The sequence below is a fragment of the Acidobacteriota bacterium genome, from assembly GCA_016716905.1.
Lineage (GTDB): Bacteria > Acidobacteriota > Vicinamibacteria > Vicinamibacterales > SCN-69-37 > SYFT01.
In genome coordinates this window covers 708,199-730,851 of record JADJUS010000022.1, presented here as the reverse complement: position 1 = coordinate 730,851, position 22,653 = coordinate 708,199, and the positions used below count along the sequence as shown (strand labels likewise).

The window sequence follows — 22,653 nt, the reverse complement described above, 5'->3', positions numbered from 1 at the left end:
TTTCCACAGATCCGGTCAAAAAGGGGACAGGCCTCAGTAGGGGAACCTATATGGGGCCTGTCCCTTTTTTGGCTGGATCTGTGGAAAACAGACCCGTCCCCCTCAATTCCTCGATGATCGCCTGTGCCGCCGATCGCGGATCGCTCGCTCCAGTTATCGGCCGTCCCACAACAAGGTAGCTCGCGCCTGCGCGCATCGCGTCGCCCGGTGCCATCGTGCGTGACTGATCCTGTCGGCCGGTTGTCTGTTCCGCGCTGCCTCCGCGAATTCCAGGCGTGACGATGAGGAAGTCGGGGCCGCAGGCGTTGCGGATCGCGGCTGTTTCGAGGGGGGAGGCCACCACGCCGTCCATCCCGGAGGCCTTGGCCATCAACGCGAGATGCACCACCTGTTCGGCTGGCGATCGATGGACGCCGACGCTTGCGAGGACTTCGGCGCTCATGCTCGTGAGCACCGTCACGGCAATCACCAACGGGCGGGGACGTCCGGCGGTCGCCGCGCGGTCGGCGGCCTTCCGCGGCCGCGCTCATCATCGCCTGGCCACCCGACGCATGGACGTTCATCATCCACGCGCCCAAGTGGCTCGCAGACTCGATCGCGCCTGCCACGGTGTTCGGAATGTCGTGGAACTTCAGGTCGAGGAAAACCTTGTCGCCCCGCTCGGCGAGTGTGCGTACGATGGACGGTCCCTCTGCGGTGAACAACTGGCTGCCAATCTTGTAGCCGCCCACGCTGCCGCGAAGCGTGTCAGTCAAGGCCAATGCGGTGGCGGCCGTCGGCACGTCCAGCGCAATCAATATTGGGTTCATCGCTCCATCTTTCCGACGAGATCGGCAACACGCGCAATCCCGTGTCGATCCAGATACTTGTCAATCCCGTCAATCATGTCTGCCCACAGCGTGGGATACACAAAGTTGGCCGTGCCCACCTGCACGGCGTCGGCGCCCGCGATGATGAACTCCAGCGCATCGGTGGCATTGGCGATGCCGCCCATGCCGATGATCGGCAGCTTCACTGCCTGCCGGCATTCCCACACCATACGCACCGCGATCGGCCGGATCGCCGGTCCCGACAGGCCGCCCATCACGTTGGTGAGTTTCGGCTTGCGCGTCTCGACATCGATGGCCATCGCCAGAAACGTGTTGACCAGCGAGATGGCGTCCGCGCCCGCGTCTTCGGACGCGCGTGCAAACGACGCCGGGTCGGTCACGTTTGGCGTGAGCTTCGGCACGAGCGGCAACGATGTGACCTTCCGCACGGCGCTTACCACGTCGTACGTGCCCGTGAGGCTGCAGCCAAACTGGATGCCGCCCTCTTTGATATTCGGGCACGAGATGTTCAGCTCGATCGCACCAACCCCTTCGGCATCAGACAGCACGCGGGTGACCTCGCAGTACTCGTCGATCGTGGACCCGCAGACGTTGACGATGGTCGTGACGCCAAGGCGCCTGAGCTCGGGAAGCTTCTCCTTAACGAACCTGTGCACGCCGATGCCCTGAAGGCCGATCGCGTTGAGCATGCCGGCTGGAGTCTCGACAATGCGCGGTGGGGCATGGCCTTCGCGCTCGTTGAGAAAGAGGCCCTTGACGGCGACGCCGCCCAGGGCGGAAATGTCCACCGCCGACGCGTACTCAAGACCGTAGCCGAAGCACCCGGAGGCGGCGATGACGGGGTTCTTCAGCGTGAGCGAACCGATTTTGACGGAAAGGTCGGCCATTAGTGGTGCCCCCCTTTCAGCGCGTCCCACACGACTGAGGCCGCATCAAACACGGGACCCTCAATACACGAGCGGACGAAATGAGTGCCGCCGGGCCGCGTCACCCGCACCACGCAGCTGTAGCACCCGCCCATGCCGCAACCCATCACGGGTTCGAGCGAGACGAACGTGGGCCGTGCGTGCGTGGCGCCAAGGTCTGCCACGGCGCGCATCATCGGGGTTGGCCCGCACGCGTACAGCGTGACCGGCTGGTTGGCTGCGCGCGCCGCAAGCGCGCGTTCGAGCGGCAGGGTCACGCGCCCGCGTTCGCCGCGACTGCCATCTTCGGTTGTGATCACCAGCGTCGCGCCGAGACCGGTAAAAAACGATTCGTGGAACAGGTCTGTCGCGCTTCGTCCGCCGTAGAAGAGCGTCATGGACGTGCCGCGTGCCGCCAGCGCCTGGGCCAGCGTGGCAAAGGGCGCCAAGCCGACGCCGCCGGCCACCATCCACGCTTCTGCAGGTGGGTCAACCGGCTCAAACGGTTTGCCGAGCGGACCCAGGCAGTCGATGCGATCGCCATCGCGCGCGTCGTAGAGCAGCGACGTGCCGACACCCACACGTTTGTTCAGGAGGCTGATACCCACGGGCGCGCCCGACGCGTCGCGCAGGATCTCGAAGATCGAAAACGGCCGCCGCAGCAATGGGTCCAGGCCGGGTGCGGTCTTCACCATGACGAACTGTCCGGGGGCGGCGTGTTCGGCCACGCCAGGGGCGGCCAACGACAATACGTTGTACTCGGGTGTCAGCCGCGTGTTGCCAATCACTGCGGCTGGGATATCAACAGGCATCAGCAGGAAAGTATACGACCATGGGTTCCGAGACTAAAATTGGGACGCCCATGCGCTACCTGAGGATGTTGACCAACGCCATACTCGGTGGCGTACTCGGCGCGGTCTATCTCGCGGTGGTCGTCCTCCTGATCAATCCGCAGGTCCCGCTGTTTTCCCGAACATCCGGCCAGTGGTTTCTGGCTCTGGTGGCGTATTACGGGCTGCCTCTGACGGTGGCTGTGTATCTGATCATCCTGATCCGCGAGGTCCTGGCGTCGCGACCGCTGAAGCCCGGATGGTTGAGTGTCCGGATGCTGGCCTGGCTGGGCGCTGCGTTTGCTGCGGCGACGGCGCTCGTGATTTGGGGCAACCTGCAGGGCTTCAGGGCGGTGCTCGGCGAGTTGACGGCCGCGCGCATGTGGAGCGCAGCCGTGGCCCAGACGGTGATTGCCGTGGTGCTCGTTGGTGTCGTGGCCTTGCGGTATTCGTTTGGGCGCTCGGGCACACGCGCGGCCGGCGTCCTCCTCACCGTGACACTGATCGCGTCAGTGGTGGTCCCGCTGTGGTTCCGCGGCCCTGGTGACCTGCCCGTGCCGGCGGTGCCGCGTGCCACGTCGCCGCCACCGCGTGGCGACACCGTGCTGGCGCAGATGGGACCGCGCGTCCACATGATCCTGCTCGACGGTGCGTCGTTGAGTCTGGTGCGCGAACGCGTGGCAGCCGGGCAGTTGCCAAACTTTGGCCGCATCCTCGATCGCGGCGCGGTCATGGACCTCGCCACGCTCAAGCCGACGCAGGCCGAACCGGTGTGGGCCGCGGCGGCCACCGGAAAGTACCCGTCCAAGAGCGGCGTGCGCTCAAACGCGGTGTTTCGCATCGAAGCCGACGAAGACGATCCAGTAGACTTGCTCCCCGACTACTGTTTTGCGTACGGCCTGATTCAGCAGGGTTACGTGATCGAAGGCGCCGCCACCGCCGAGTCGGTGCGTGCGCGCACGTTCTGGGACATTGCGGCCGACTACGGCTTCGCGTCTGGGATTGTCCGTTGGCCGCTCACGTATCCCGCCCGGCTTTCGCGCGGGTACCTCATTTCCGATCGCTTCCATCGCGGCACCAGCTCACCGCTGCGGCTTGCCGACGCGCGCGCCGGTGTGCCGTCAAGCGCCGTGGAAATCGCCCGCGAGGTCTTTGATGCCGAGGAGTTTTCGGGGTGGGCCAGCGCCGACTCCCCCGTGACGCCCCCGGCCGAAGTTGAAGCCGACGGGGGCTTGCCTGCGCGGTGGGATCGCGTGTACCGCGATGTGGCCAGGCGCCTGGAGCCGCAGTTCGCGCCCCGGGTGACCGCGCTGCGATATCAGGGTATCGACCCGCTCTCGCATCAGCATTGGGGCAGTGCCGGCCCGGGGCGGCCCGCGCGCGTCACACCAGAGGCGGCAGCCGGCGTGGCGCTCCTCGATGCCTACTACGACGAGATTGATGCGGACATCGGGCGCGTGATCGATCGCCAGGCGCCTGGTGACCTGCTTCTGGTTGTGTCGGGCTTCGGCATGGAGCGCGTGAGTCTGTCCAAGCGCCTCCTGGCGCGGCTCCTTCGTCAGGCGGACCCGACGGGCAGCCACGAAGGTGCGCCCGATGGCTTCATCATCGCGCACGGCTCGCAGGTCTTTCACGCCGAACTCCCTCGCGGCGCCATCGTGGACGTCGCGCCCACGGTGCTGTATTACCTCGGCCTGCCGGTGGGGCGCGACATGGACGGCTTCGCGCGCTCGGACATGTTCGTCCGCTCGTTCCGCCGCGAGCACCCGGTAACCTATATCTCCACTCACGAGCGGTGAGCGCTTGTCAGTCGGTCGCCGATTCGTCGTGGTGGCTCTCCGGCTCGTCGACGCGGAAGAAACACCTCACCCCCTTGCGCGGTGCTTCTTGGACTGTCGTGAGTCGCGTCGCTCGCAGTCGAGCCACCACGACGAATCGTCAACCGTCTGACAACGCGAGCTCAGGACCCTGGACCCTGGACTCTGGACCCCAGGACTCCAGGACCCCGACGTGGTAAACTGACCTCCGCTCTTTAACGCGGTCCCGAGAGGCCGCAAAGAGGGGAAGACATGCCTATCGTGATGGATGCCGACCGCGTCGGGCGAAGCCTGATGCGTATCGCGCACGAAATTCTCGAACGCAATCGCGGTGCCGATAACCTGGCCCTCATTGGGATCCGTGCCCGTGGTGTGCCGCTCGCCGAACGGTTGGCCGCGAATCTCAAAACCGCCGGCGGCCAGGACGTGCCCACCGGCTCCCTCGACATCACCCTGTACCGCGATGACCTGATGAAACATCAGGTGGGGCCCCAGCCGATTCTGCGGCGCACCGACATTCCGTTTTCAATCGACGGCCGCACCATCATCCTGGTCGACGACGTGCTGTACACGGGGCGGACGATTCGCGCCGCCCTCGATGCGCTCATCGACTTCGGCCGGCCCAATGCCATCCAGTTGGTCGTCCTGGTAGACCGCGGCCATCGCGAACTGCCGATTCGAGCCGACTACGTCGGTCGTAACGTGCCGACCTCGCGTCAGCAGAGCGTGCAAGTCAGGCTGCTCGAGATCGACGGTCGCGACGAAGTGGAAGTAGACGAAGTGGAAGGTGCGTCATGAGCGCGGCCACACGCCTCCGAAGCCGACACCTGCTGGGCATTGCCGACCTGGATCCGGACGAGATCGAGCTGATTCTCGACACTGCAGTGGCGATGAAAGAAATCGGCACCCGCACGATCAAGAAAGTTCCGGCCCTCCGCGGGCGCACCGTGGTGAACCTGTTCTTCGAGGCCAGCACCCGCACACGGCTGTCCTTCGAACTCGCCGAAAAGCGACTGAGCGCCGACACGATGGGCATCACCACCGCCGGCTCGAGCGTCACCAAGGGCGAAACCCTCGCCGATACCGCTCGCACCCTCGAAGCCATGTCGCCCGACCTCATCGTCATTCGCCACGCGGCCTCTGGCTCACCGCATCTGCTGTCCACCATCTGCAAGGCGGGCATCGTGAACGCCGGCGACGGCACCCACGAACATCCCACCCAGGCCCTGCTCGATGCCTTGACGATGCGGGAGCGAAAGGGGCGGCTGGCCGGACTCAAGGTGGCCATCGTGGGCGACCTGCTGCACAGCCGCGTGTTGCGGTCCAACGTATTGCTGCTGACAAGGATGGGCGCCGAAGTGCGCGCGTGCGGGCCGGCGACGTTGATTCCGCTGGGACTCAAAGCGCTGGGCGTGCATGTCACCACCTCGATTGACGAAGCGGTGAAAGACGCCGACGTCGTGATGATGCTGCGGGTGCAGCACGAGCGGATGCACGGCCTCTTCCTGCCGTCGCTGCGCGAGTACTTCAACTTGTTCGGCTTGACGCCCGCGCGACTCGAACACGCGGCCTCCGATGTGATCGTCATGCATCCCGGACCAATGAACCGGGGCGTTGAAATTGATTCGGCTGTGGCGGATGGGCCGTGGTCGGTGATTCTGGATCAGGTGGCCAACGGCGTGGCCGTGCGCATGGCCGTGTTGTACCTGCTGGCGGGCGAGGAATTGACGTAATGGCTCAAGCAACAACCGCGTACGTGCTCAAGGGCGGCCGGGTCGTGGATCCACGGGCGGGTCGTGACGGCCACTTTGATATCCGCATTGAGAACGGTTTGGTCGCGGCGATTGGTAAAGACCTGCCGCTCGACGGTGCGCGTGTGGTGGATGTGCCCTCCGGCTTCGTCATCACGCCGGGGCTCATCGACATGCACGTGCACTTGCGCGAGCCGGGTCAGGAGCACAAAGAAACGATTGCCACCGGCACCTGGTCGGCGGTCGTCGGCGGGTTCACCGGCGTCGCGTGTATGCCGAACACCGACCCCGTCAACGACTCGGCCTCGGTGACCCAGTTCATCCTGAAGCGCGCGGCCGAAGCCGGCTTCGCGCGTGTCTATCCGATCGGCGCTGTCTCGCTCGGCTCCATGGGTGACCAGATGACCGAGATGGGCGACCTGCGCGCCGCCGGCTGCGTGGCGTTCACAGACGACGGCAAGCCGGTGGCGACGGCGTTGCTGATGCGCCGGGCGCTGGAGTACGCGGGGATGTTCGACGTGCCGATCATCGAGCATTGCGAAGATCCGTCGCTCAAGGGTGATGGTGTGGCCCACGAAGGCGCGGTGGCGGCGATGCTCGGCCTGCGCGGCATTCCAGGTGTGGCCGAGTCGATCATGGCCGAGCGCGACATCAGCCTGGCGGAACTCACCGGTGGCCGCATCCACGTGGCTCACATGAGCGCGAGGCAGACGATGAGGGCGGTGCGCGATGGGAAGTCGCGCGGTGTCCGTGTGACCTGCGAAGTGGCGCCGCATCACTTCACGCTCACTGACGAGGCGCTCAAGGACGGCGCGGGTTACAACACGAACCTGAAGATGAATCCGCCCCTGCGCGAAGAGGCCGATCGCCTTGCGATGATCGAAGGACTGCGGGACGGGTCCGTGGACATCATTTCCACCGACCACGCCCCGCATCACGCCGACGAGAAGGCGCTCGAATTCGACCGCGCCCCCTTCGGCATCGTCGGCCTTGAAACATGTGTGCCGCTGTGCCTGGACCGTCTGGTGCACGCCGGCGTGATTTCGCTGTCACGTTTCGTTGAGCTGCTGTCAGCGAACCCGGCGTCGCTGCTGAAGATTCCCGGCGGCACCATCACGATCGGCGCGCCTGCGGACCTCACTGTGCTGGCTCCGGACGCGCCCGTCACGGTCCGCACAGCCGCGCTCGTGTCGAAGTCGAAAAATTCACCGTTCGACGGCTGGCAGCTCCGCGGCGCGACTGCTGCGACCGTGGTGAGCGGCCGAGTCTTGTATACAAACCCGACCGTGCCAGGGGCCGAGCGCTTTGCGGCCGCAACGTAATGGCGAAATGTCACAAATGTCCGAAATGGCGAAATGCCGGACAAACCAATGCAGGGAAGAATGCTCGAATGTCTTTGCCCTCCAATGGTTGAATCTGCTGCTCCAAGGTCATTCGCCAATTGCGCGCCTTGGACATTTGGGCATTTTGCCATTCCCGCACTGCAGACATTTCGCCATTTCGGACATTTGTGACATTTCGCCATTACGCAGACGCAACACAGGTGCTTGATCGCATATGACTACATCGCTTAATGAACTGAAATCGCTTGGTGTCCTGATGGTGGAGAGCCATTTTGATTATGGCAACGGTTACCACGGCACGGCCTATCTCAATCCCCACCGGTTGTTCCAGCAGCCAGGGACGATCTGGCGTGTGGCGCAGGATCTGATCGCCAAGCTCCCGATCGATTTGGTGAACGCGACCGAGGTGGTGTCGGGGCCCGTGATGGGCGGTGCGCTCCTGGCGCACACCGTTGCCGGCCTGTTGGATGGCCACCGGCCGCTCAGCCACCCAGCGTGTTTCTTCGCCCCGTTGTCGGTGGACCACAGCGGGTCGATGGTGCTGCGAACGTTCTACCGTGAAGTGGTGCGCGGCAAACGCGTCTTGTTGGTGGACGACGTGAGGAATACCGGCAAGACGTTCGAACGTGCCAAGGCTCTCCTCGAAGACGCCGGCGGCATCGTCATCGCGACGGTCCAGATTTGTGATCGCCTCGAGGCGGTGGTGGACCTTGGTGTGCCGAACATCGCTCTCGCGGAGTACCCAGCGCCTGAAAACTACCCGGCGGCCAATTGTCCGCTGTGCCGCCAGGGGATTCCGGTGGCGGCATTCTGAGTCCAGGGTCCAGAGTCCAGGGTCCGATAACGTAGCTCGGGCTGTTCCTCAAGCCCGAGGCTGTTTCCTTATGCGCCAACGTCCCAGCGACTTTCAGTCTCGCTTGAACCGCCTCTACGCCGACTTCAACCATCCCGAGTCGGCGTTTGATCCCATCCAGGTTGTGCGGCGGTACGAGCGGCTCGACGATCGCGAGATCGTGGCGTTCATCGCGGCCGGACTTGCGTTTGGCCGCGTGGCGTCGATTGTTGCGTCCATCGAAGCCGTGTGTCAGGTGTTGGGGCCGTCGCCGGCAAAGGCGGTGCGCAGGTTTGAGCCCGCTCGCGATGGCGCCGCACTGCTGCCACTGGTGCATCGGTGGATCAAGGGACGCGACCTTGTCGCGCTCCTGTGGATCCTTCGGCAGATGCTCGATGAGGCCGGGTCGCTCGAAGCCTACTTCGCTAAGGGGTGGTCGGCGGACGCGGCCGATGTGTCCGACTCGCTGGAGTCGTTTTCAACCCGCGCTCGGGCCATCGACCTGAAGCCCGCGTACGGCAAAGTGCCGAAGGCGCCAGGGGTGTACTTCTTCTTCAGCCGGCCCTCAAGCGGTGGCGCCTGCAAGCGCCTCAATTTGTTTCTTCGCTGGATGGTGCGCACGGACGGCGTCGATCCTGGCGGGTGGAAAACACCGCTGCCGGGCCAGCTCGTCATCCCGCTGGATACGCACACCATTCGCGCGGGGTCGTGTCTGCGACTGACCAAGCGTGCTTCGCCGGGCTGGAAGATGGCCGCCGACATCACAGAATCACTGCGCGCGCTCGACCCGATCGACCCCGTGCGTTATGACTTCTCGCTCTGCCACCTCAGCATGATGGGCGCGTGCGGCTACAAGACGAAGCAGCGCGATACACAGTGTCCGCTTCAGGGCATTTGCCGGCCCCGGTGATCTATAGAGCGGTTTCGACATGTGCGTAGCCGGGTCTGAAGACCCGGCCTCCTTCCGGAAGGAGGCCGGACCTTCAGGTCCGGCTACACGCATGTCGAAACCGCTTTAATCCACACGAAGGGCGCGCACCGGATCGATGGTGGCGGCACGTCGAGCCGGCAGGATCGCAGCAAGAATCGTGGTTCCGCCCAACAGCACCACGATTGAGACGATGGCCACGGGATCGGTTGGCGACAACCCGAGGAACAGGAACCGCAACATGTTGGCGGCGGGCGCCGTGAGCACAACACCGAGACCGAGCCCCGCTGCCGTAACAAGACCGACCTGCCGAAGGACGAGCCTCACGACATCGCCTTTCCGTGCGCCGAGCGCCATCCGTACGCCGAACTCCCGGGTTCGCAGGGACACCAGATACGCCGTCACGGCGAACAGGCCGACGCCGGCGACGAGGAGAGCCACCACGCCAAGAGCGGCCATCCCGGTTGCGAAAAACCTGAAAGGCCCCGCGCCGCGCGCAATCGCTTTGTCCGCCGTCTCCAGGCCGCGCCAGGTGAGTTCTGGCTGAATCTCCGAGAGCGTATGCGGAAGGTCGCGCAGGACGTCGTCGACACGATTGGTACGCACGGCAATCGTGAAGCGCGCAGGCATCGGTGTCGGCGGGGCCAGATAGAGAATCGGCCTCGGACGGAGTGGGCGATTGATCACCCGGACGCTGTCAGGAACGACCCCTACGATGGTGACCGGCGTCGGCGGCCTGCCATCACCTGTGAGACTGAGTTGAATCGTTGCGCCCAGGACCGGTGCGCCCGGACCAAGCGATGCCGCCAGACTTTCGTTCACCACCGCCACGTCGGGTTCATCACCGGATTGGAGCAGCCGGCCCGTGAGCGGCGCCAGGTCCATCGCCATGAACCACGACGGCGTCACGCGGTGGAGCGCGGTAGTCTGAGAATCGCGGCGCGATTCGCCGGCCAGCCAGTAAGCCGGGCCACCACCGCTGTAGAGGCTCGTCGCAAACAACAGACCGACTCCCTGCACCCGAGGATCTGGACCGAGGCGTTTCAGAAGCCCTTCCTCGAATCGCGCCGTGAGTCCGGGGTCCTTCGGCTCAGCGCCGTTGGCCAAGTCAATTTGTGCGACAAGTATCTGCTCGAGGACGGCTGGCTGCCGTCCGTAAATCTCCTGTACTGTCCGCACGAACAGCGCGGCAATCGTCAACAGCGTGACCGAGAGCGCGATCTGGATGACGACCAGCGAGTGACGAAGGCGCGTGCGCGCGTACCCGCCGCCCGCCCCGGACTGCTTCAGTTGCCGCTCTGTATTACGGCCTGTGACGAGCCACGCCGGGATCAGCCCCGAGCAGATAGTCACCGCGACCGCAGCGAGACACGCGAACGCCGCGACCGTCCAGTCAAGAGGCACCGCGATTGGCAGCATCGCCGCGAACTGGAGTAGCAACACGTGTGTGCCGGACCAGGCAAAGAGCATCGCCAGGAGCGATATCAACGCCGATTCCAACACCAGCAGGCGCACAATGTCGCCCCGGGTGGCTCCCAGCGAATGACGCACCGCAATCTCACGGGCTCTCTCTGTCGCCTGAGCCAGTCGCAGGTTGGCGACGTTGGCGCAGCCGATGGCCAGCAACAGGATCGGCGCCGCCAGGCAGAGGCTTGCGAACGTCAACAGAGCCGAAGGACCGAATCCGAACAGGAAGTTGTCGAAGGCTATCGTGACCCGGCCTGGCGCCGACCGCGCGGTCTCGATCGCTTGTGCGACCGGACCGACGGCAGCGTTCACGTCGCGTTCGGTGAACCCGTCTTGAAGCCGGCCAACAAGGGTCAGCCAGCCGAGCGACGGGTCCGACGCGGGCCAACCGCCGTGGAGTGCCAGAGGAACGTACACGGCGTCATCCGGCGCAGCATTCAGCCCGGGAGAAAAGACTCGGGCGAATCGGTCGGGCAGGACTCCAACGATGAGCAGATCGCGATCGGCGACGCGCAGCACCGTACCGAGCGCTTCCCGCGGCCGTGCGAACAGCCGTTGCGCGAGGCGCTCGGAAATCACGACGGTGCTGGCGTCGGCCCGATCGTCTTCGGTTCCCAGCACGCGCCCCTCGAGTGGCTGAGTGCCGAGAGCCGTGAAGTACGTTGCCGACACGAACTTCGCAAATACGCTCTGCGTCTCGGCGCCGACCTGAATCGTGACGGATTTGGTGCCGAATGCTGCGGTGTTATCGAGTCCCGGGATACCCCTCAAGGCAATCGCCACCTCTGCTGGCGTGAACGACCGGCCGCTGGAGCCCGTCGCCGTCTGAACTCCGACGAATCGGGCGACGGCGAGCGTTTTCGCACCGACAACTCCGGGTGGGTCGCCCAACGCGGCACTAAAAAAGGAGAACACGGTCACCGTGGCGGTCAGCCCTACGCCGAGTCCCAGGACGGACACCGCGGTATGCAAGGGTCTGCGTGCGAGAAGTCGGACCGCGTACAGGACATCGCGCCGCCAATGCCCCGAACTCCGGCCTCGAGTGGTGCTCGCCCGGAATGGTCGCGCGGGTGCATAGCGGGCGACGAGCCCAATCGCCGCTCTCCAGAACCAGATTCGACGACGCCAGCCTGCCGGACGGCCGTGGAATTCCTCTATGAGATCGCCCTGAATACTTCGGCCTGCCACATCATCGGGCAGCACGGCTGCGAGCAGCCAGCAAGCGATACGCGGCGGCGCTGGCAATTGCGGGGTCACGAGCCGAGTTCCTTCTCAACGCCGCGCCACAGCTGGAGCAGGGTCTTGCGTGACGCCTTCAGCATGGCGACTCCCGGCTTCGTGACGCGGAGTTGCCGTTTGGGATGCCCGCCACGCTCGGGCCGCACGTGGTCGTCGATGGTCCAGTCGATCCACCCTTTGTCGGCCAGTCGGTCGAGGGTGCGATAGAGTGCGCCGCGCGAAACGGGTCGGCCGGCAATGGCATCGAGTGAGGCCTTCAGGGCCAGCACGCCGCAGTCATCGCTGAGTTTGAGAATGCCGATGAGGACGAGTTGTTCAAACTCGCCGAGGAAGATGGGGCTGGGCATGTCGAAGTCTCCGTTGTCGACTTCGACGGAGTCTACAATAGAGACTTCGGTATGGCAAGCCGACTGCCCCTTCTGGTCGCGGCCTTGAGACCCAGCGAGGCGCGATACACAGTGTCCGCTTCAGGGCATTTGCCGGCCCCGGTGATCTGCGCGCGGTGCCTGCTACTAGAATGGCGTCGTGACGTGCCCTGCCTGCCACGCAACCGTACCTGACGGACGCTTCTGCGCGTCCTGCGGTGCGGACACCGATTTGACGACGCTGGCGCCGGAGACGACCCGGCTGGCAACACCTGCAACGCCTTCACCATCGGGATCAGGATCTGCTTCTTCCCGCTCAGGGGGGGCGGGGCAGGGCTGGCTCAGCTCGGCTGGGTCGATTGACCACGGGCGCTTTGCGCCAGGCACGGTGATCGACAACAGGTATCGCGTCATCGGACTCCTGGGACGCGGCGGCATGGGCGAGGTGTATCGCGCTGATGACCTGCGACTGGGGCAGCAGGTGGCGTTGAAGTTGTTGCCCGCCTCGCTCGCCAGTGATCCGCAGCGGCTGATGCAGTTTCACAACGAAGTGCGCACGGCGCGGCAGGTGTCGCATCCCAACGTGTGCCGCGTGTACGACATCGGCGATCTGGCGGTCACCGACGGGACTCGGCAGCTCTTCATCACGATGGAGTATGTCGACGGTGAGGATCTGTCATCACTGCTGCGACGGATCGGCCGGCTGCCCGAAGACAAGGCGCTCGACATCGCCAGGCAGATCTGTGCGGGCCTGTCGGCGGCACACACGCGCGGTGTGATTCACCGCGACCTGAAGCCGGCAAACATCATGCTCGACAGCACCGGCCAGGTGCGGCTGATGGACTTCAGTCTCGCGGCGATCGGGACGGTCACCGACGTCCGTGCCGGTACGCCGGCGTACATGTCGCCGGAACAACTCGGCGGTACCGGCGTGACGGCGCTCAGTGATGTGTTCGCGCTCGGGTTGGTGTTGTACGAACTGTTTACAGGCAAGCGGGGGTTCACGGCCAAGACGCTGGGCGACCTGGTGGAGCAGCACCAGAACCGCGCGATCGTGCCGCCGTCGGCGCTTGTGCCGGGACTGAACCCGGCCATCGAACGCGCGATCATGCGCTGTCTTGCGGCCGATCCGGCGGATCGGCCGGCGTCCGCGATGGCCGTCTCAGCGGCGCTTCCCGGAGGCGATCCACTCGCAGCCGCGCTTGCCGCGGGTGAAACCCCATCGCCTCAAATGGTGGCCGCCGCCGGTGACGACAGCACGGCGCTGACGTTCGGGGCCGGTGGCGCGTGGCTGACCGCGTCGATCGTGCTGCTGGTGTTGACCGCCATGCTCGCCAGCCGGCTGACGTTGAACGCACAGATACCGTTTGATCGGGCTCCGTCGACCTTATTCGACCGCGCGCGCGACCTGGAAAAATCCTTTGGGTTCCCCGACCCAGGGGATCGGGCGTGGGGCATTCAGGAGCGGAGCGAATTTCTTTCGTGGATTCGTGGGCGAAAGGGTCCGGCTGATCTACCGGCGATCCTCCGGAGCGGCAGTCCTCCCGCGATGGTCTTCTGGTATCGGTCGAGTCCCACGCTGCTCGTGCCCTCAGGAAACGCGGTGAGCGTGGCCGATCCTCCGTCAGCGATGACCGGGATGAGCTTGATTGTCCTCGACCTGAAAGGACAGCTGCTGTCGTTTGAGCGACTGCCACCGCAGTTGTCGCCGGACGCGCGGCCTGGTGCGCCGATCGTGACGTGGGATTCGTTCTTCGAAGCGGCGGGGCTCAGCGCTGTTCGCCTCACCGCGGCGGCTCCCACCTACAGCCCACGCGCGTTCGCCGACACGAGACTGGCCTGGCTCGGCACGTGGCCCGGACTCCCGGAGGCGTCCCTCCGGATTGAAGCCGGGTCATACCTGGGGAGCCCGGTCTACTTTCGTACGTTTGGCCCATGGAACGAGAGCGAGGCAGACACGGCACCCGGTGGTGCCGTGAAGGCCATCGCCTTGCTCGCGCTTCTGGTTGGGCCGGCGCTGATGGTGGCAGCCGCGATTGTGGCTCGCGCCAACTGGCGCGCAGGACGCGGAGACCGCCGCGGTGCGATCCGGTTGGCGGCCGTTGCGGCGATTGCGACACTTGGCGGCTGGTTCTTCGCCGCCCATCACGTGGCTGATGTCGGCATTGAACAACAGAGGTTGTTCGCGGCTGCCGGTCATACGTTGTTTGGCGCGGCCACCATGTGGCTGTTCTATCTGGCGGCCGAGCCGTACGTGCGCAAAACCTGGCCGCACATGTTGATCACCTGGACGCGCCTGCTCGGCGGCCGCTACCGTGACGGCATGGTCGGCCGCGACCTGCTCGTCGGCGCGGCCTGCGGTTTGGCGATGACCGTGATCTCGTACGTGTTTCACCTCGCGCCCGAGTGGTTGTCGTGGCCGCCTTTTGCGCCGCACACGGCCGACATGCTCCTTGGGACACGCGCGCTGATCGCCCGCGTGTTTTTCCAGATCTCCGGCGCGATGGAAAACGCCATGCTGGGCGTGCTGGGTCTCGCGTTGCTGCGCGCCGCGCTCCAACGCCTGTGGCCGCCGCTCGGCCGGACCTGGGTCGCGTTCACGGTGGCGACCATGCTCTTTTCACCGCTGGCCGCGCGCGGCCAGTTTCAGTCAGGCCTGCTGGCGTTTGACCTGGTGTTCGGTGTGATCCTGGTCGTGATCATCCTCGGCGTGATCTTCCGCTTCGGCCTCTTCGCCGGCTTCATCGGGTTCTTCTGCCACTTCTGGACGTGGGGCGTCGCGATCACGCTCGCGTCCGATCGTCCCTACTTCGAGACTGGCCTCGTCGCCCTCGCACTGGTGGCGGCCATCGCCATCACAGGTTTTGTGATGACGCGATCACGTCAGGCAGAGCTTGTTCACCATGAAGCTCCATGAAGTTTTAAGGCAGTGTCAGAAGGCGCGCGGTTGGGTGCCGCCTTCGGCGGCACGCGCGATCGAAGGGAAGCCACAAACGAACGTAGGTCGTTTTGGTCCGCTACGCTCGTTTGTGGCTTCCCTTCGATCGTGCGGCCCCGGCGTAGCCGGGCCCCCAACCCCGCGCCCTTCATGGATCTTCATGGCCCTTTATGGTGATAGCTCTTGCACTAACGCCGCGCCCCAAGACGGTGTTCGTACACCGCGAGCGTGCCTTCCACCATCTTTTCCACACTGAACTCCTGCTCCACGCGCCGGCGGCCGGCGGCGCCGAGTTGTGCGCGGAGCGCCGGGTTCTTGAGCAGATCCACAAGCGCCGCGGCCAGTTCGTCCGCATGGTTGGGACGGACGAGCAATCCGCTCTGGCCGTGTTCAATCGCTTCGGGAATGCCCCCGGCGCGCGTGCCGACCACGGGGACGCCGCACGCCATCGCGTCCAGCATCGATGAACCCAGACCTTCGGTGACCGAACTCATCGCGAAGATATCGAACGACTTCTGCAGCGCGATTACGTTGGCGCGGAACCCTGGCAGGAACACGTGACGTTCCAGTCCCAGTTCCTTCACCTGGCGTTCGAGCGGGTCGCGCAGCTCACCCTCACCGAGAATCACGAACCGCGCATCGGGCACCTGGCGCGTGACCAGCGCGGCAGCCTCGATCAGCACTTTCTGGCCCTTGTGCGGCACCAGTGCCGCCACGTTGCCCACGATCGGCGCGCCGTGCGGCAGGAAGAACGCCTTGTGGACGTCCTCAACCTCGATTTTGTCGATGGCGCTGATGTTGACGCCGTCGTGCACCACCTCGATGCGCTCGGCGGGAATCCCGTCCTCCACCAGCATGCGCGCAATGACCCCAGACACCGCGATGAACACATCGATGTGTCTGTACTTCCATCGTGAAAACGCATTCCGCTTCAGGTGAAAATCGACGCGGCGCGATGCGACGATGAGCGGGCGGGGAGCGAGGCGGGGCTGCATCTTCAGCGCCATCGCAATAAGGGCGACGCCCATCGGATCGTGGACGTGCACCACGTCCGGTTTGATCGTGCGCAGCGCGCGGTGCAGCTGCCATCCCGCCTGCACGTCGAATTCGCCGGCCGGGTTCAGCGCCACCGTGCGCAGGCCCTCGTGCGCGCGGCGTGACAGTTCGCCGCTGCCCTGGGCCACGAGCACGGCCGGATGCCCCAACTCGCAGAGGCCGGTGACCGTCAGCAGCACCTGATTCTGCCCGCCTCGCCAGGTCCGGGCCGTGTCGAGGTGGACGGAGGTCAATCCTTCTTCACTCCCGTCAGCGCCACTTGCAGCGCCCACAACTTTGCAAATTTCAGGAAGACGTAATGCGCGTTCATGGCCGAGATGATGAGGCCTGGCATGCCGTCGAGGAAGCCGGCCTTGAGCACGTAGTTGCGCAGGAACGCCGCGGGCGGGTGGAAGAGCACGCTGAAGAGCCCCGCCCTCCGGCCCTCACTGGCCATCTGCGATGCCGCCAGCGTCGTATACCGCTGCATCGTCTCGTAATGATGGTTGATGTCGCGGTACGCGTAGTGCTGCAGGTCGTGCGACAGCTGACCCACGGGGCCGCGCGCGGTGACCGATTCGTGGACGAGCCGCTTCGCCCAGCTTGCCTGACGCCGGTCGTACAGACGCAGCTGATAGTCGGGGTACCAGTCGGTATGGCGAATCCAGCGGCCGAGGTGGAAGGTGATGCGGGGCACGCGATAGCCCACACGATCCGAAGGTTGCTCGAGGGCGCGTCGAATCTCGGCGGCCAGTTCGGGCGTCACCCGTTCGTCGGCGTCTACCGACAGGATCCAGTCATGGGTCGCCTGCGAGGCCGCGAAGTCCTTCTGCGCCGCGTACCCCGACCAGTCGCGCACAATGACCCTGGCCCCAGCAATCCGCGCCAAATCCGCCGTGCCATCGGTGCTGCCGCTATCTACAACGATGACTTCATCCGCCCACGCAAGGGACGCGAGGCATTCTCGGACATTGCTCGCCTCATTGAAGGTGATGACGATGGCGGAGACGCGGGACACATGGGCATTCTAGCCACGAGGCGCGTCTGGTGTCTTGCCGCCTCGCCTGTAATGGCGAAATGTCACAAATGTCCGAAATGGCGAAGTGCGGACAGATCAATGCCGGGAAGAATCTTCGAATGTCCAAGGCGCGCAATGAAAGAGTGACCCCGGAGCAGCAGATTCAACCATTGGAGGGCAAAGACATTCCAGGATTCTTCCCTGCATTGGTTTGTCCGCACTTCGCCATTTCGGACATTTGTGCCATTTCGCCATTGCGAAGTTAGCGAACAGGTGCTTTCTGAATCGCTTCGAAGGTGATCAATGAGCGGCTGTAGTCGATGATCGCCTGTAGTTCGCGAATCTTCGCCGTGGCCAGGTCGCGCTGCCGTGACTGCAGCTGGAACGTCGTCGAGAGGCCCACGCCGAAGCGCTTCTGCTCGGCGTCGAGCTGGCGCTGGGCGCGCTCGCGTGCCACCTGCGTGACCTGCACGCGCTTGAAGTTGGTGGAGACCTGGCGGCCCGCATCGCGCACCGACGTGGTCACCTGCAACTCGGCGTCGCGCAGTTCAATCTCCGCGCGCTGCTTCTCGAGCCGGCGTGTGGCCAACGCGGCTTCCGTGCTGCTCTTGCCCACCGGGTAGCCCACGTTGACGCCAATCGTCCACGCGGGGTTGGTGTTGCGGAACGCGTCACCCAGCACGGAGCCAAGGCCGCGTTCGCTGCTGCTGATCAGGACCGGCGGAAACTCATTGGAGAAGTTGTTCTGCGTGCCACCAGTGCCTGATGCCGAATAGCTGAGTTGCAGGTCTACCGACGGCAGTGTCTGGTTGCGCAGGAGGTCGAGGTTGAGGTCGGTGTTCTCGAGCTGGCGCTTTGCCACCAGCAGGTCCGTGCGGTTGGCGAGGGCGTTGGTGATGGCCGCATCGACGTTCACGTCCACCGCCTGCATCTGAATCGTGTCGGTCGGCTGGATGCGCACCTGCCAGTAGTCGGGGCGCGTCGGCTCAAAGATGAGCGCGCGGAGCGCATCTTCAGACGTAGCCACCGACGACTCGGCGATGATGACCGCCTCTTCGTTGCTGGCCACTTCGGCTTCTGCCTCGATGACGTCAATAGGCGCCATGGTGCCCACCTCGACACGCGACTGGTTGTTGCGCAGCGATTCCCGAGCGAGGTCCAGATTCTGCTGGGCCACCTTCAGGCGTTCGATCGCCCCGATCAGCGTCAGGTAGGCCGACTGCACCTGCACGCGGGTGACGACCACCGCCTGTTCGAGCTGAATATCGGCAATCACCCGGTTGCGCTCGGCCGTCCGCACGCCTGCCCGGGCGCTATCGATCTTGAACCCTTCGAGCAGCGGCTGATTGAAGCCCAGGTTGATGCCTGAGTTCAGCGTGGGGTTGAACCGCGAGAACGCCTCGGTCGACTCATTGCGCCCCGCATTCCACCGCACCTGAAAACTCGACCCATACCAGGGGAGGAACTGGTTCACGGTGGTGTTAATCGACACGCCCTTGTTCGTCACCGAGGTTGCGCTGCCTTCAAACACGTTGGTGGAGGCACGCTCACTTGAACTGCGCGAGAACGCCGAACTGAGGATCGGAATGAACGCCGACCGCGCACTAGCCAGATTCTCCGACGCGATGTCGGGGGCCAGCCGATCGGCCTTCAGGCCAAGATTCGACTCAAGCGCCATGGCCTCGGCCTGGCTCATCGACAACGGCAGCACCGGTCCCTGCGGGGCCGTCGCGGCCGGCGTCGTCTGCGCCAGCGCCACATCGGGCGTCAGCCCAAGTTGCCCGATTACGGCCAGGCCAACAATACCGCTGCGAATCAGGAAATACGGGCTGCGAGTCATCATCTCAATCTCTCCAGAAATCACGTTACCGTCTATACTACGCGGCCAAAAGAGTTGTTCCCGCTTCCGGGACAACCCTGTCCCGGATCGCGGAGCCTCCAGGGACGTATCATCAATATTCGCAAGCAATTGCCACTGATTGCCATTGAGAATGCAAACCATGCGCCGACTTACAGCCCTCACCGCCCTTGTCCTTTTGACCGGTACCTGGCTCGCCGCCGACCAGCGCGCAGCCGCCCCCGCGGCCCCTGCCGCCAAGCCCGTCGTGATGCCCATGACCGTGGATTCCATCATGCGCGGACCAGCGTTGGTGGGGGCCTCACCCTCGGCCGTTCGCTGGTCCAAAGACTCATCGAAGGCCTACTTCACCTGGCAGAAGGCCGGCGACGCCCGGTCGTCAACCTACGTCGTGAATCGCGATGGCTCCGGGATGCGCCAGTTGACCGAAGAAGAAGGCCGCAACCTGGACGTGCCCCAGGCTGGTCGTCCCGATCGGGCCGGCCGCCGCTTGCTCAACGCCGAGGGCGGGGACCTGGTCTTGTATGACGTGGCCTCGGGTGCCCGCAGTCTGCTGACCCGTACTGCGGTCGCGGAAACCAATCCCCGCTGGGCCCGCAACGACACGGCCGTGACGTTCCAGCGCGACGGCAATCTCTTCATCATGTCCCTGGCCGCCGGGGCCGGGCCCACCATCCAGCAATTGACCGACATTGTGGCGGCAGGTGCAGCCGCAGGGGCGGCTCCCGCCGCGGCCGGCGGGCGCGCCGGTGGCGCCGGGCAACGAGGCGGAGGTGCCGGCCGCGCCGGTGGTGGCGGCGCGGCGGAAGCCCTGACCGAGGCGCAGCGCCTGCTTCGTGAACAGGAACTCGCGTTGATGGACTACCTCCGCGCTCAGGCCGAAGGCCGCCAGGGCGGTCGTGGCGGACGCGGCGGTGCCCCCGGTGCTCAGCCGCCGGTCGCGCCGATCGCACGCTTCACGCTGGCGGAGCGACAGACAGCAGCTGACCTTCAACTGTCAGCCGACGAGCGTTTTGTCTGGATTGGCGTCAACGAAGCGCCGGCGCTGTCGGCCCGCGGCCAGGACACGCCGAACTACATCACGCAGTCGGCGTACCCCGAAATGATTCCGGGCCGCACCAACGTCGGTGACGTGGCGCCCGTGCGCAAGCTGGCGATTCTCGACGTGAAAGAAAACAAACACGTGTGGGCCGACGCCGCGCCGTTTGCCGGCCGCGAGTGGTCTGCCGTCCCGGGTGCCACACCCGGTCCCCGCATCGTCAACTGGGGACCGCCCGACATGTCCGACGATGGGGCGCATACGGTGATTGCGGTACGCGCTGCAGACAACAAGGACCGCTGGTTCGTGAAGGTGGACCCGGCCACAGGCGCGGCAACCGTCATCGACAACCAGCGCGATGATGCGTGGATTCGCGAGCAGGGCATCGGTGGCGGTGGTGCGTTCGGCGGCGGCGCCGGCATCGCCTGGCTCGCCGACGGCAAACGTTTTCTGTTCCTCTCAGAGAAGACCGGCTATCTGCAGCTCTACTCGGTGGACATGAGCGCCGCGCAGCCGTCCGCGAAGGCGCTCACGAGCGGCAAGTGGGAAGTCACCAACGCCGTGCTGTCACGCGACCGCACCAAAGTGTTCCTGCAGACCAACGAAGTGCATCCCGGCGAACGGCACTTCTACACCATGTCTGTTGATGGCGGCGAACGCACGAAGATCACCACGATGACCGGGTCGAACGACGCCACCATTTCGCCAGATGAGCGCTCGCTCGCCATCGTCCACTCTTACAGCACCAAGGTTCCCGAACTGCACATGATGCCCTTCACCGCCGGTGCGCCGGCTGTGCAGGTGACGACGACTCCGTCTGATGAATTCAGGGCCTTCAAGTGGATGGACCCCAAGGTCATCACCTACAAGGCGCGCGATGGGCAGGACGTGTATGCCCGCCTCTACACGCCCGAGATGATGGGCGCGAAACGTGACCCGAAGAAGCCCGCGGTCATTTTCGTGCACGGTGCGGGTTACCTGCAGAACGCGCACAAGTACTGGTCCACGTACTACCGCGAGTACATGTTCCATCACATCCTCGCTTCGAAGGGATATGTCGTCCTCGACCCCGACTACCGCGCATCGTCTGGCTACGGCCGCGACTGGCGCACGGGGATCTACCGGTTCATGGGCGGCAAGGATCTCGAAGATGTCGTTGATGGCGCGAAGTTCCTGGTCGCGTCAGAGAAGGTGGACGCGAAGCGCATCGGCGTTTACGGCGGCAGCTACGGCGGATTCATCACCCTGATGGCGATGTTCACCACACCGGAGGTGTTTGTGGCGGGCGCGGCGTTGCGTCCGGTGACCGACTGGTCGCACTACAACCACGGCTACACGTCGAACATCCTCAACACGCCGCAGACCGACCCCGAGGCGTACAAAAAGAGCTCGCCGATCTTCCATGCGGCCGGCCTCAAGAACCGGTTGCTGATCCTGCACGGCATGGTGGACACCAATGTGTTCTTCCAGGACTCTGTGCGACTGGCGCAACGGCTGATCGAACTGCGTAAAGAGAACTGGGAGTTGGCTGGGTATCCGGTGGAGAACCATGCCTTCACGGAAGAGACCAGCTGGGCGGATGAATACAAACGCATCCTGAAGCTGTTTGAACAGGAATTGCGAGGCGTCCGGTGATTGACGTTCTTGCGCTCTTCCGCCAATCCGGCGCTCTCCACGAAGGGCACTTCCGGCTGTCGTCGGGCCTGCACAGCTCAGGCTACCTGCAGTGCGCGCTTGTGCTGCAGCATCCCGAACATGCGGCGCCGCTGGGCAGCGCGCTGGCCGACGCCCTGCGCGATCTGAACCCCACCGTGGTGTTGTCGCCCGCGCTCGGCGGGTTGATCATCGGTCACGAAGTGGCGCGTGCCCTTGGTGTGCGCGCGATCTTTGCCGAACGGCAGGAAAGCGTCCTCACGCTGCGCCGCGGTTTCACGCTGTCGGCCGATGACCGCGTGGTTGTGATCGAGGACGTGGTGACCACCGGAGGGTCCACGCGCGAGACGATGGTGGTGGCACGGCAGGCCGGCGCCACGGTCGTGGGCGCGGGATCGATCATCGACCGCAGCGGCGGCACGTCATCACTCGACGTGCCGTTCCGCGCTTTGGTCGCGCTGGCGTTGCCGACGTACGATCCCGCGTCGTGCCCGTTGTGCGCGGCGGGGCAGCCCGTGACCAAGCCCGGGTCAAGGGCTTAGGGATCACAAGAATTCTCCATGAAGCTCCATGAAGATCCATGAGGTTTTATGGGGCTGTCAGAAGGTGCGGCGTTGGGTGCCGCCTTCGGCGGCACGCACGATCGAAGGGACGTCACGCACGAACACACCCGGGCGAGGAAAAGACGTCGGGTGTCTTTTTGCCTGCCGCCGCCAAAAAGACACCCGACGTCTTTTTCCAGGCCGTGTGCTCGTGCGTGACGTCCCTTCGATCGCGCGGCCCCGGCAGAGCCGGGCCCCCAACG

16 protein-coding genes and 1 pseudogene are annotated in these 22,653 nt (G+C 64.8%); 9 read left to right on the top strand and 8 right to left on the bottom strand.

The window, feature by feature from the left end:
• Positions 1-46 precede the first annotated feature (46 nt).
• The 3 genes and pseudogenes from pyrF to IPL75_19160 form a co-directional block, all read right to left on the bottom strand.
• A pseudogene (gene pyrF / locus IPL75_19170) lies at positions 47-809 on the bottom strand (orotidine-5'-phosphate decarboxylase).
• Positions 806-1,717, bottom strand: a complete 912-nt coding sequence (locus IPL75_19165) for a dihydroorotate dehydrogenase (GenBank protein ID MBK9242318.1) — start codon at positions 1,715-1,717, stop codon at positions 806-808. The pseudogene pyrF and the gene IPL75_19165 overlap by 4 nt, the downstream one beginning before the upstream one ends.
• The gene (locus IPL75_19160; protein ID MBK9242317.1) at positions 1,717-2,547 is read right to left on the bottom strand and encodes a dihydroorotate dehydrogenase electron transfer subunit; all 831 of its coding nucleotides are present in this window, start codon (positions 2,545-2,547) and stop codon (positions 1,717-1,719) included. The genes IPL75_19165 and IPL75_19160 overlap by 1 nt, the downstream gene beginning before the upstream one ends.
• Before the next feature lie 50 nt (positions 2,548-2,597).
• Here IPL75_19160 and IPL75_19155 point away from each other — a divergent pair, with 50 nt between their 5' ends.
• The 6 genes from IPL75_19155 to IPL75_19130 all read left to right on the top strand — a co-directional run bounded on the left by IPL75_19155 (position 2,598) and on the right by IPL75_19130 (position 9,218).
• Positions 2,598-4,364 carry an alkaline phosphatase family protein gene (locus tag IPL75_19155; GenBank protein ID MBK9242316.1) on the top strand — a complete coding sequence of 589 codons (1,767 nt, stop codon included), beginning with the start codon at positions 2,598-2,600 and terminating at the stop codon, positions 4,362-4,364.
• A gap of 270 nt (positions 4,365-4,634) precedes the next feature.
• A complete protein-coding gene (gene pyrR / locus IPL75_19150) occupies positions 4,635-5,180 on the top strand; it encodes a bifunctional pyr operon transcriptional regulator/uracil phosphoribosyltransferase PyrR (GenBank protein ID MBK9242315.1) in 546 nt (181 codons plus the stop codon).
• Entirely contained in the window at positions 5,177-6,115 is a 939-nt protein-coding gene (locus IPL75_19145) for an aspartate carbamoyltransferase catalytic subunit (protein ID MBK9242314.1), read from the top strand. Before pyrR ends, IPL75_19145 begins: the two co-directional genes overlap by 4 nt.
• Positions 6,115-7,455: a dihydroorotase gene (locus IPL75_19140; GenBank protein MBK9242313.1), complete on the top strand. Its 1,341-nt coding sequence runs from the start codon at positions 6,115-6,117 to the stop codon at positions 7,453-7,455. The genes IPL75_19145 and IPL75_19140 overlap by 1 nt, the downstream gene beginning before the upstream one ends.
• Before the next feature lie 235 nt (positions 7,456-7,690).
• Positions 7,691-8,290: a hypothetical protein gene (locus IPL75_19135; GenBank protein MBK9242312.1), complete on the top strand. Its 600-nt coding sequence runs from the start codon at positions 7,691-7,693 to the stop codon at positions 8,288-8,290.
• Between the two features lie 70 nt (positions 8,291-8,360).
• Positions 8,361-9,218, top strand: coding sequence for a TIGR02757 family protein (locus tag IPL75_19130; GenBank protein MBK9242311.1), 858 nt, complete (start codon positions 8,361-8,363; stop codon positions 9,216-9,218).
• 105 nt (positions 9,219-9,323) lie between these two features.
• Here the strand turns inward: IPL75_19130 and IPL75_19125 are convergent, their stop codons facing one another.
• Together IPL75_19125 and IPL75_19120 are read right to left on the bottom strand one after the other, a co-directional pair.
• Positions 9,324-11,663 (bottom strand): ABC transporter permease, encoded by a 2,340-nt coding sequence (locus IPL75_19125; protein MBK9242310.1) that lies wholly within the window; start codon positions 11,661-11,663, stop codon positions 9,324-9,326.
• Between the two features lie 293 nt (positions 11,664-11,956).
• On the bottom strand, positions 11,957-12,289 hold the full coding sequence (locus tag IPL75_19120; protein ID MBK9242309.1) for a helix-turn-helix transcriptional regulator: 333 nt from the start codon (positions 12,287-12,289) through the stop codon (positions 11,957-11,959).
• A 178-nt stretch (positions 12,290-12,467) separates the two neighbouring features.
• Here IPL75_19120 and IPL75_19115 point away from each other — a divergent pair, with 178 nt between their 5' ends.
• Positions 12,468-15,224 (top strand): serine/threonine protein kinase, encoded by a 2,757-nt coding sequence (locus tag IPL75_19115; protein MBK9242308.1) that lies wholly within the window; start codon positions 12,468-12,470, stop codon positions 15,222-15,224.
• Positions 15,225-15,433: 209 nt separating this feature from the next.
• On the opposite strand, the gene IPL75_19110 is transcribed toward IPL75_19115, so the two are convergent.
• The 3 genes from IPL75_19110 to IPL75_19100 all read right to left on the bottom strand — a co-directional run bounded on the left by IPL75_19110 (position 15,434) and on the right by IPL75_19100 (position 19,162).
• Positions 15,434-16,534 carry a glycosyltransferase family 4 protein gene (locus IPL75_19110; GenBank protein MBK9242307.1) on the bottom strand — a complete coding sequence of 367 codons (1,101 nt, stop codon included), beginning with the start codon at positions 16,532-16,534 and terminating at the stop codon, positions 15,434-15,436.
• Positions 16,531-17,298 carry a glycosyltransferase family 2 protein gene (locus IPL75_19105; protein MBK9242306.1) on the bottom strand — a complete coding sequence of 256 codons (768 nt, stop codon included), beginning with the start codon at positions 17,296-17,298 and terminating at the stop codon, positions 16,531-16,533. Before IPL75_19105 ends, IPL75_19110 begins: the two co-directional genes overlap by 4 nt.
• A 262-nt stretch (positions 17,299-17,560) precedes the next feature.
• Complete coding sequence (locus IPL75_19100) at positions 17,561-19,162, bottom strand: TolC family protein (protein ID MBK9242305.1); 1,602 nt, start codon at positions 19,160-19,162, stop codon at positions 17,561-17,563.
• 136 nt (positions 19,163-19,298) lie between these two features.
• On the opposite strand from IPL75_19100, the gene IPL75_19095 reads away from it, so the two are divergent.
• Together IPL75_19095 and IPL75_19090 are read left to right on the top strand one after the other, a co-directional pair.
• A complete protein-coding gene (locus IPL75_19095; protein MBK9242304.1) occupies positions 19,299-21,830 on the top strand; it encodes a S9 family peptidase in 2,532 nt (843 codons plus the stop codon).
• Positions 21,812-22,390 (top strand): orotate phosphoribosyltransferase, encoded by a 579-nt coding sequence (locus IPL75_19090; GenBank protein MBK9242303.1) that lies wholly within the window; start codon positions 21,812-21,814, stop codon positions 22,388-22,390. The genes IPL75_19095 and IPL75_19090 overlap by 19 nt, the downstream gene beginning before the upstream one ends.
• The last annotated feature ends 263 nt before the right edge of the window (positions 22,391-22,653 follow it).

What these genes read in the sequence shown, in the direction of transcription:
- IPL75_19155 (MBK9242316.1), top strand. Translation starts at nt 2,598, where the DNA reads ATGCGCTACCTGAGGATGTTGACCAACGCCATACTCGGTGGCGTACTC.
- IPL75_19135 (MBK9242312.1), top strand. Translation starts at nt 7,691, where the DNA reads ATGACTACATCGCTTAATGAACTGAAATCGCTTGGTGTCCTGATGGTG.
- IPL75_19165 (MBK9242318.1), bottom strand. Translation starts at nt 1,717, where the DNA reads ATGGCCGACCTTTCCGTCAAAATCGGTTCGCTCACGCTGAAGAACCCC.
- IPL75_19145 (MBK9242314.1), top strand. Translation starts at nt 5,177, where the DNA reads ATGAGCGCGGCCACACGCCTCCGAAGCCGACACCTGCTGGGCATTGCC.
- IPL75_19120 (MBK9242309.1), bottom strand. Translation starts at nt 12,289, where the DNA reads ATGCCCAGCCCCATCTTCCTCGGCGAGTTTGAACAACTCGTCCTCATC.
- IPL75_19095 (MBK9242304.1), top strand. Translation starts at nt 19,299, where the DNA reads ATGCGCCGACTTACAGCCCTCACCGCCCTTGTCCTTTTGACCGGTACC.
- IPL75_19160 (MBK9242317.1), bottom strand. Translation starts at nt 2,547, where the DNA reads ATGCCTGTTGATATCCCAGCCGCAGTGATTGGCAACACGCGGCTGACA.
- IPL75_19130 (MBK9242311.1), top strand. Translation starts at nt 8,361, where the DNA reads ATGCGCCAACGTCCCAGCGACTTTCAGTCTCGCTTGAACCGCCTCTAC.
- IPL75_19140 (MBK9242313.1), top strand. Translation starts at nt 6,115, where the DNA reads ATGGCTCAAGCAACAACCGCGTACGTGCTCAAGGGCGGCCGGGTCGTG.
- pyrR (MBK9242315.1), top strand. Translation starts at nt 4,635, where the DNA reads ATGCCTATCGTGATGGATGCCGACCGCGTCGGGCGAAGCCTGATGCGT.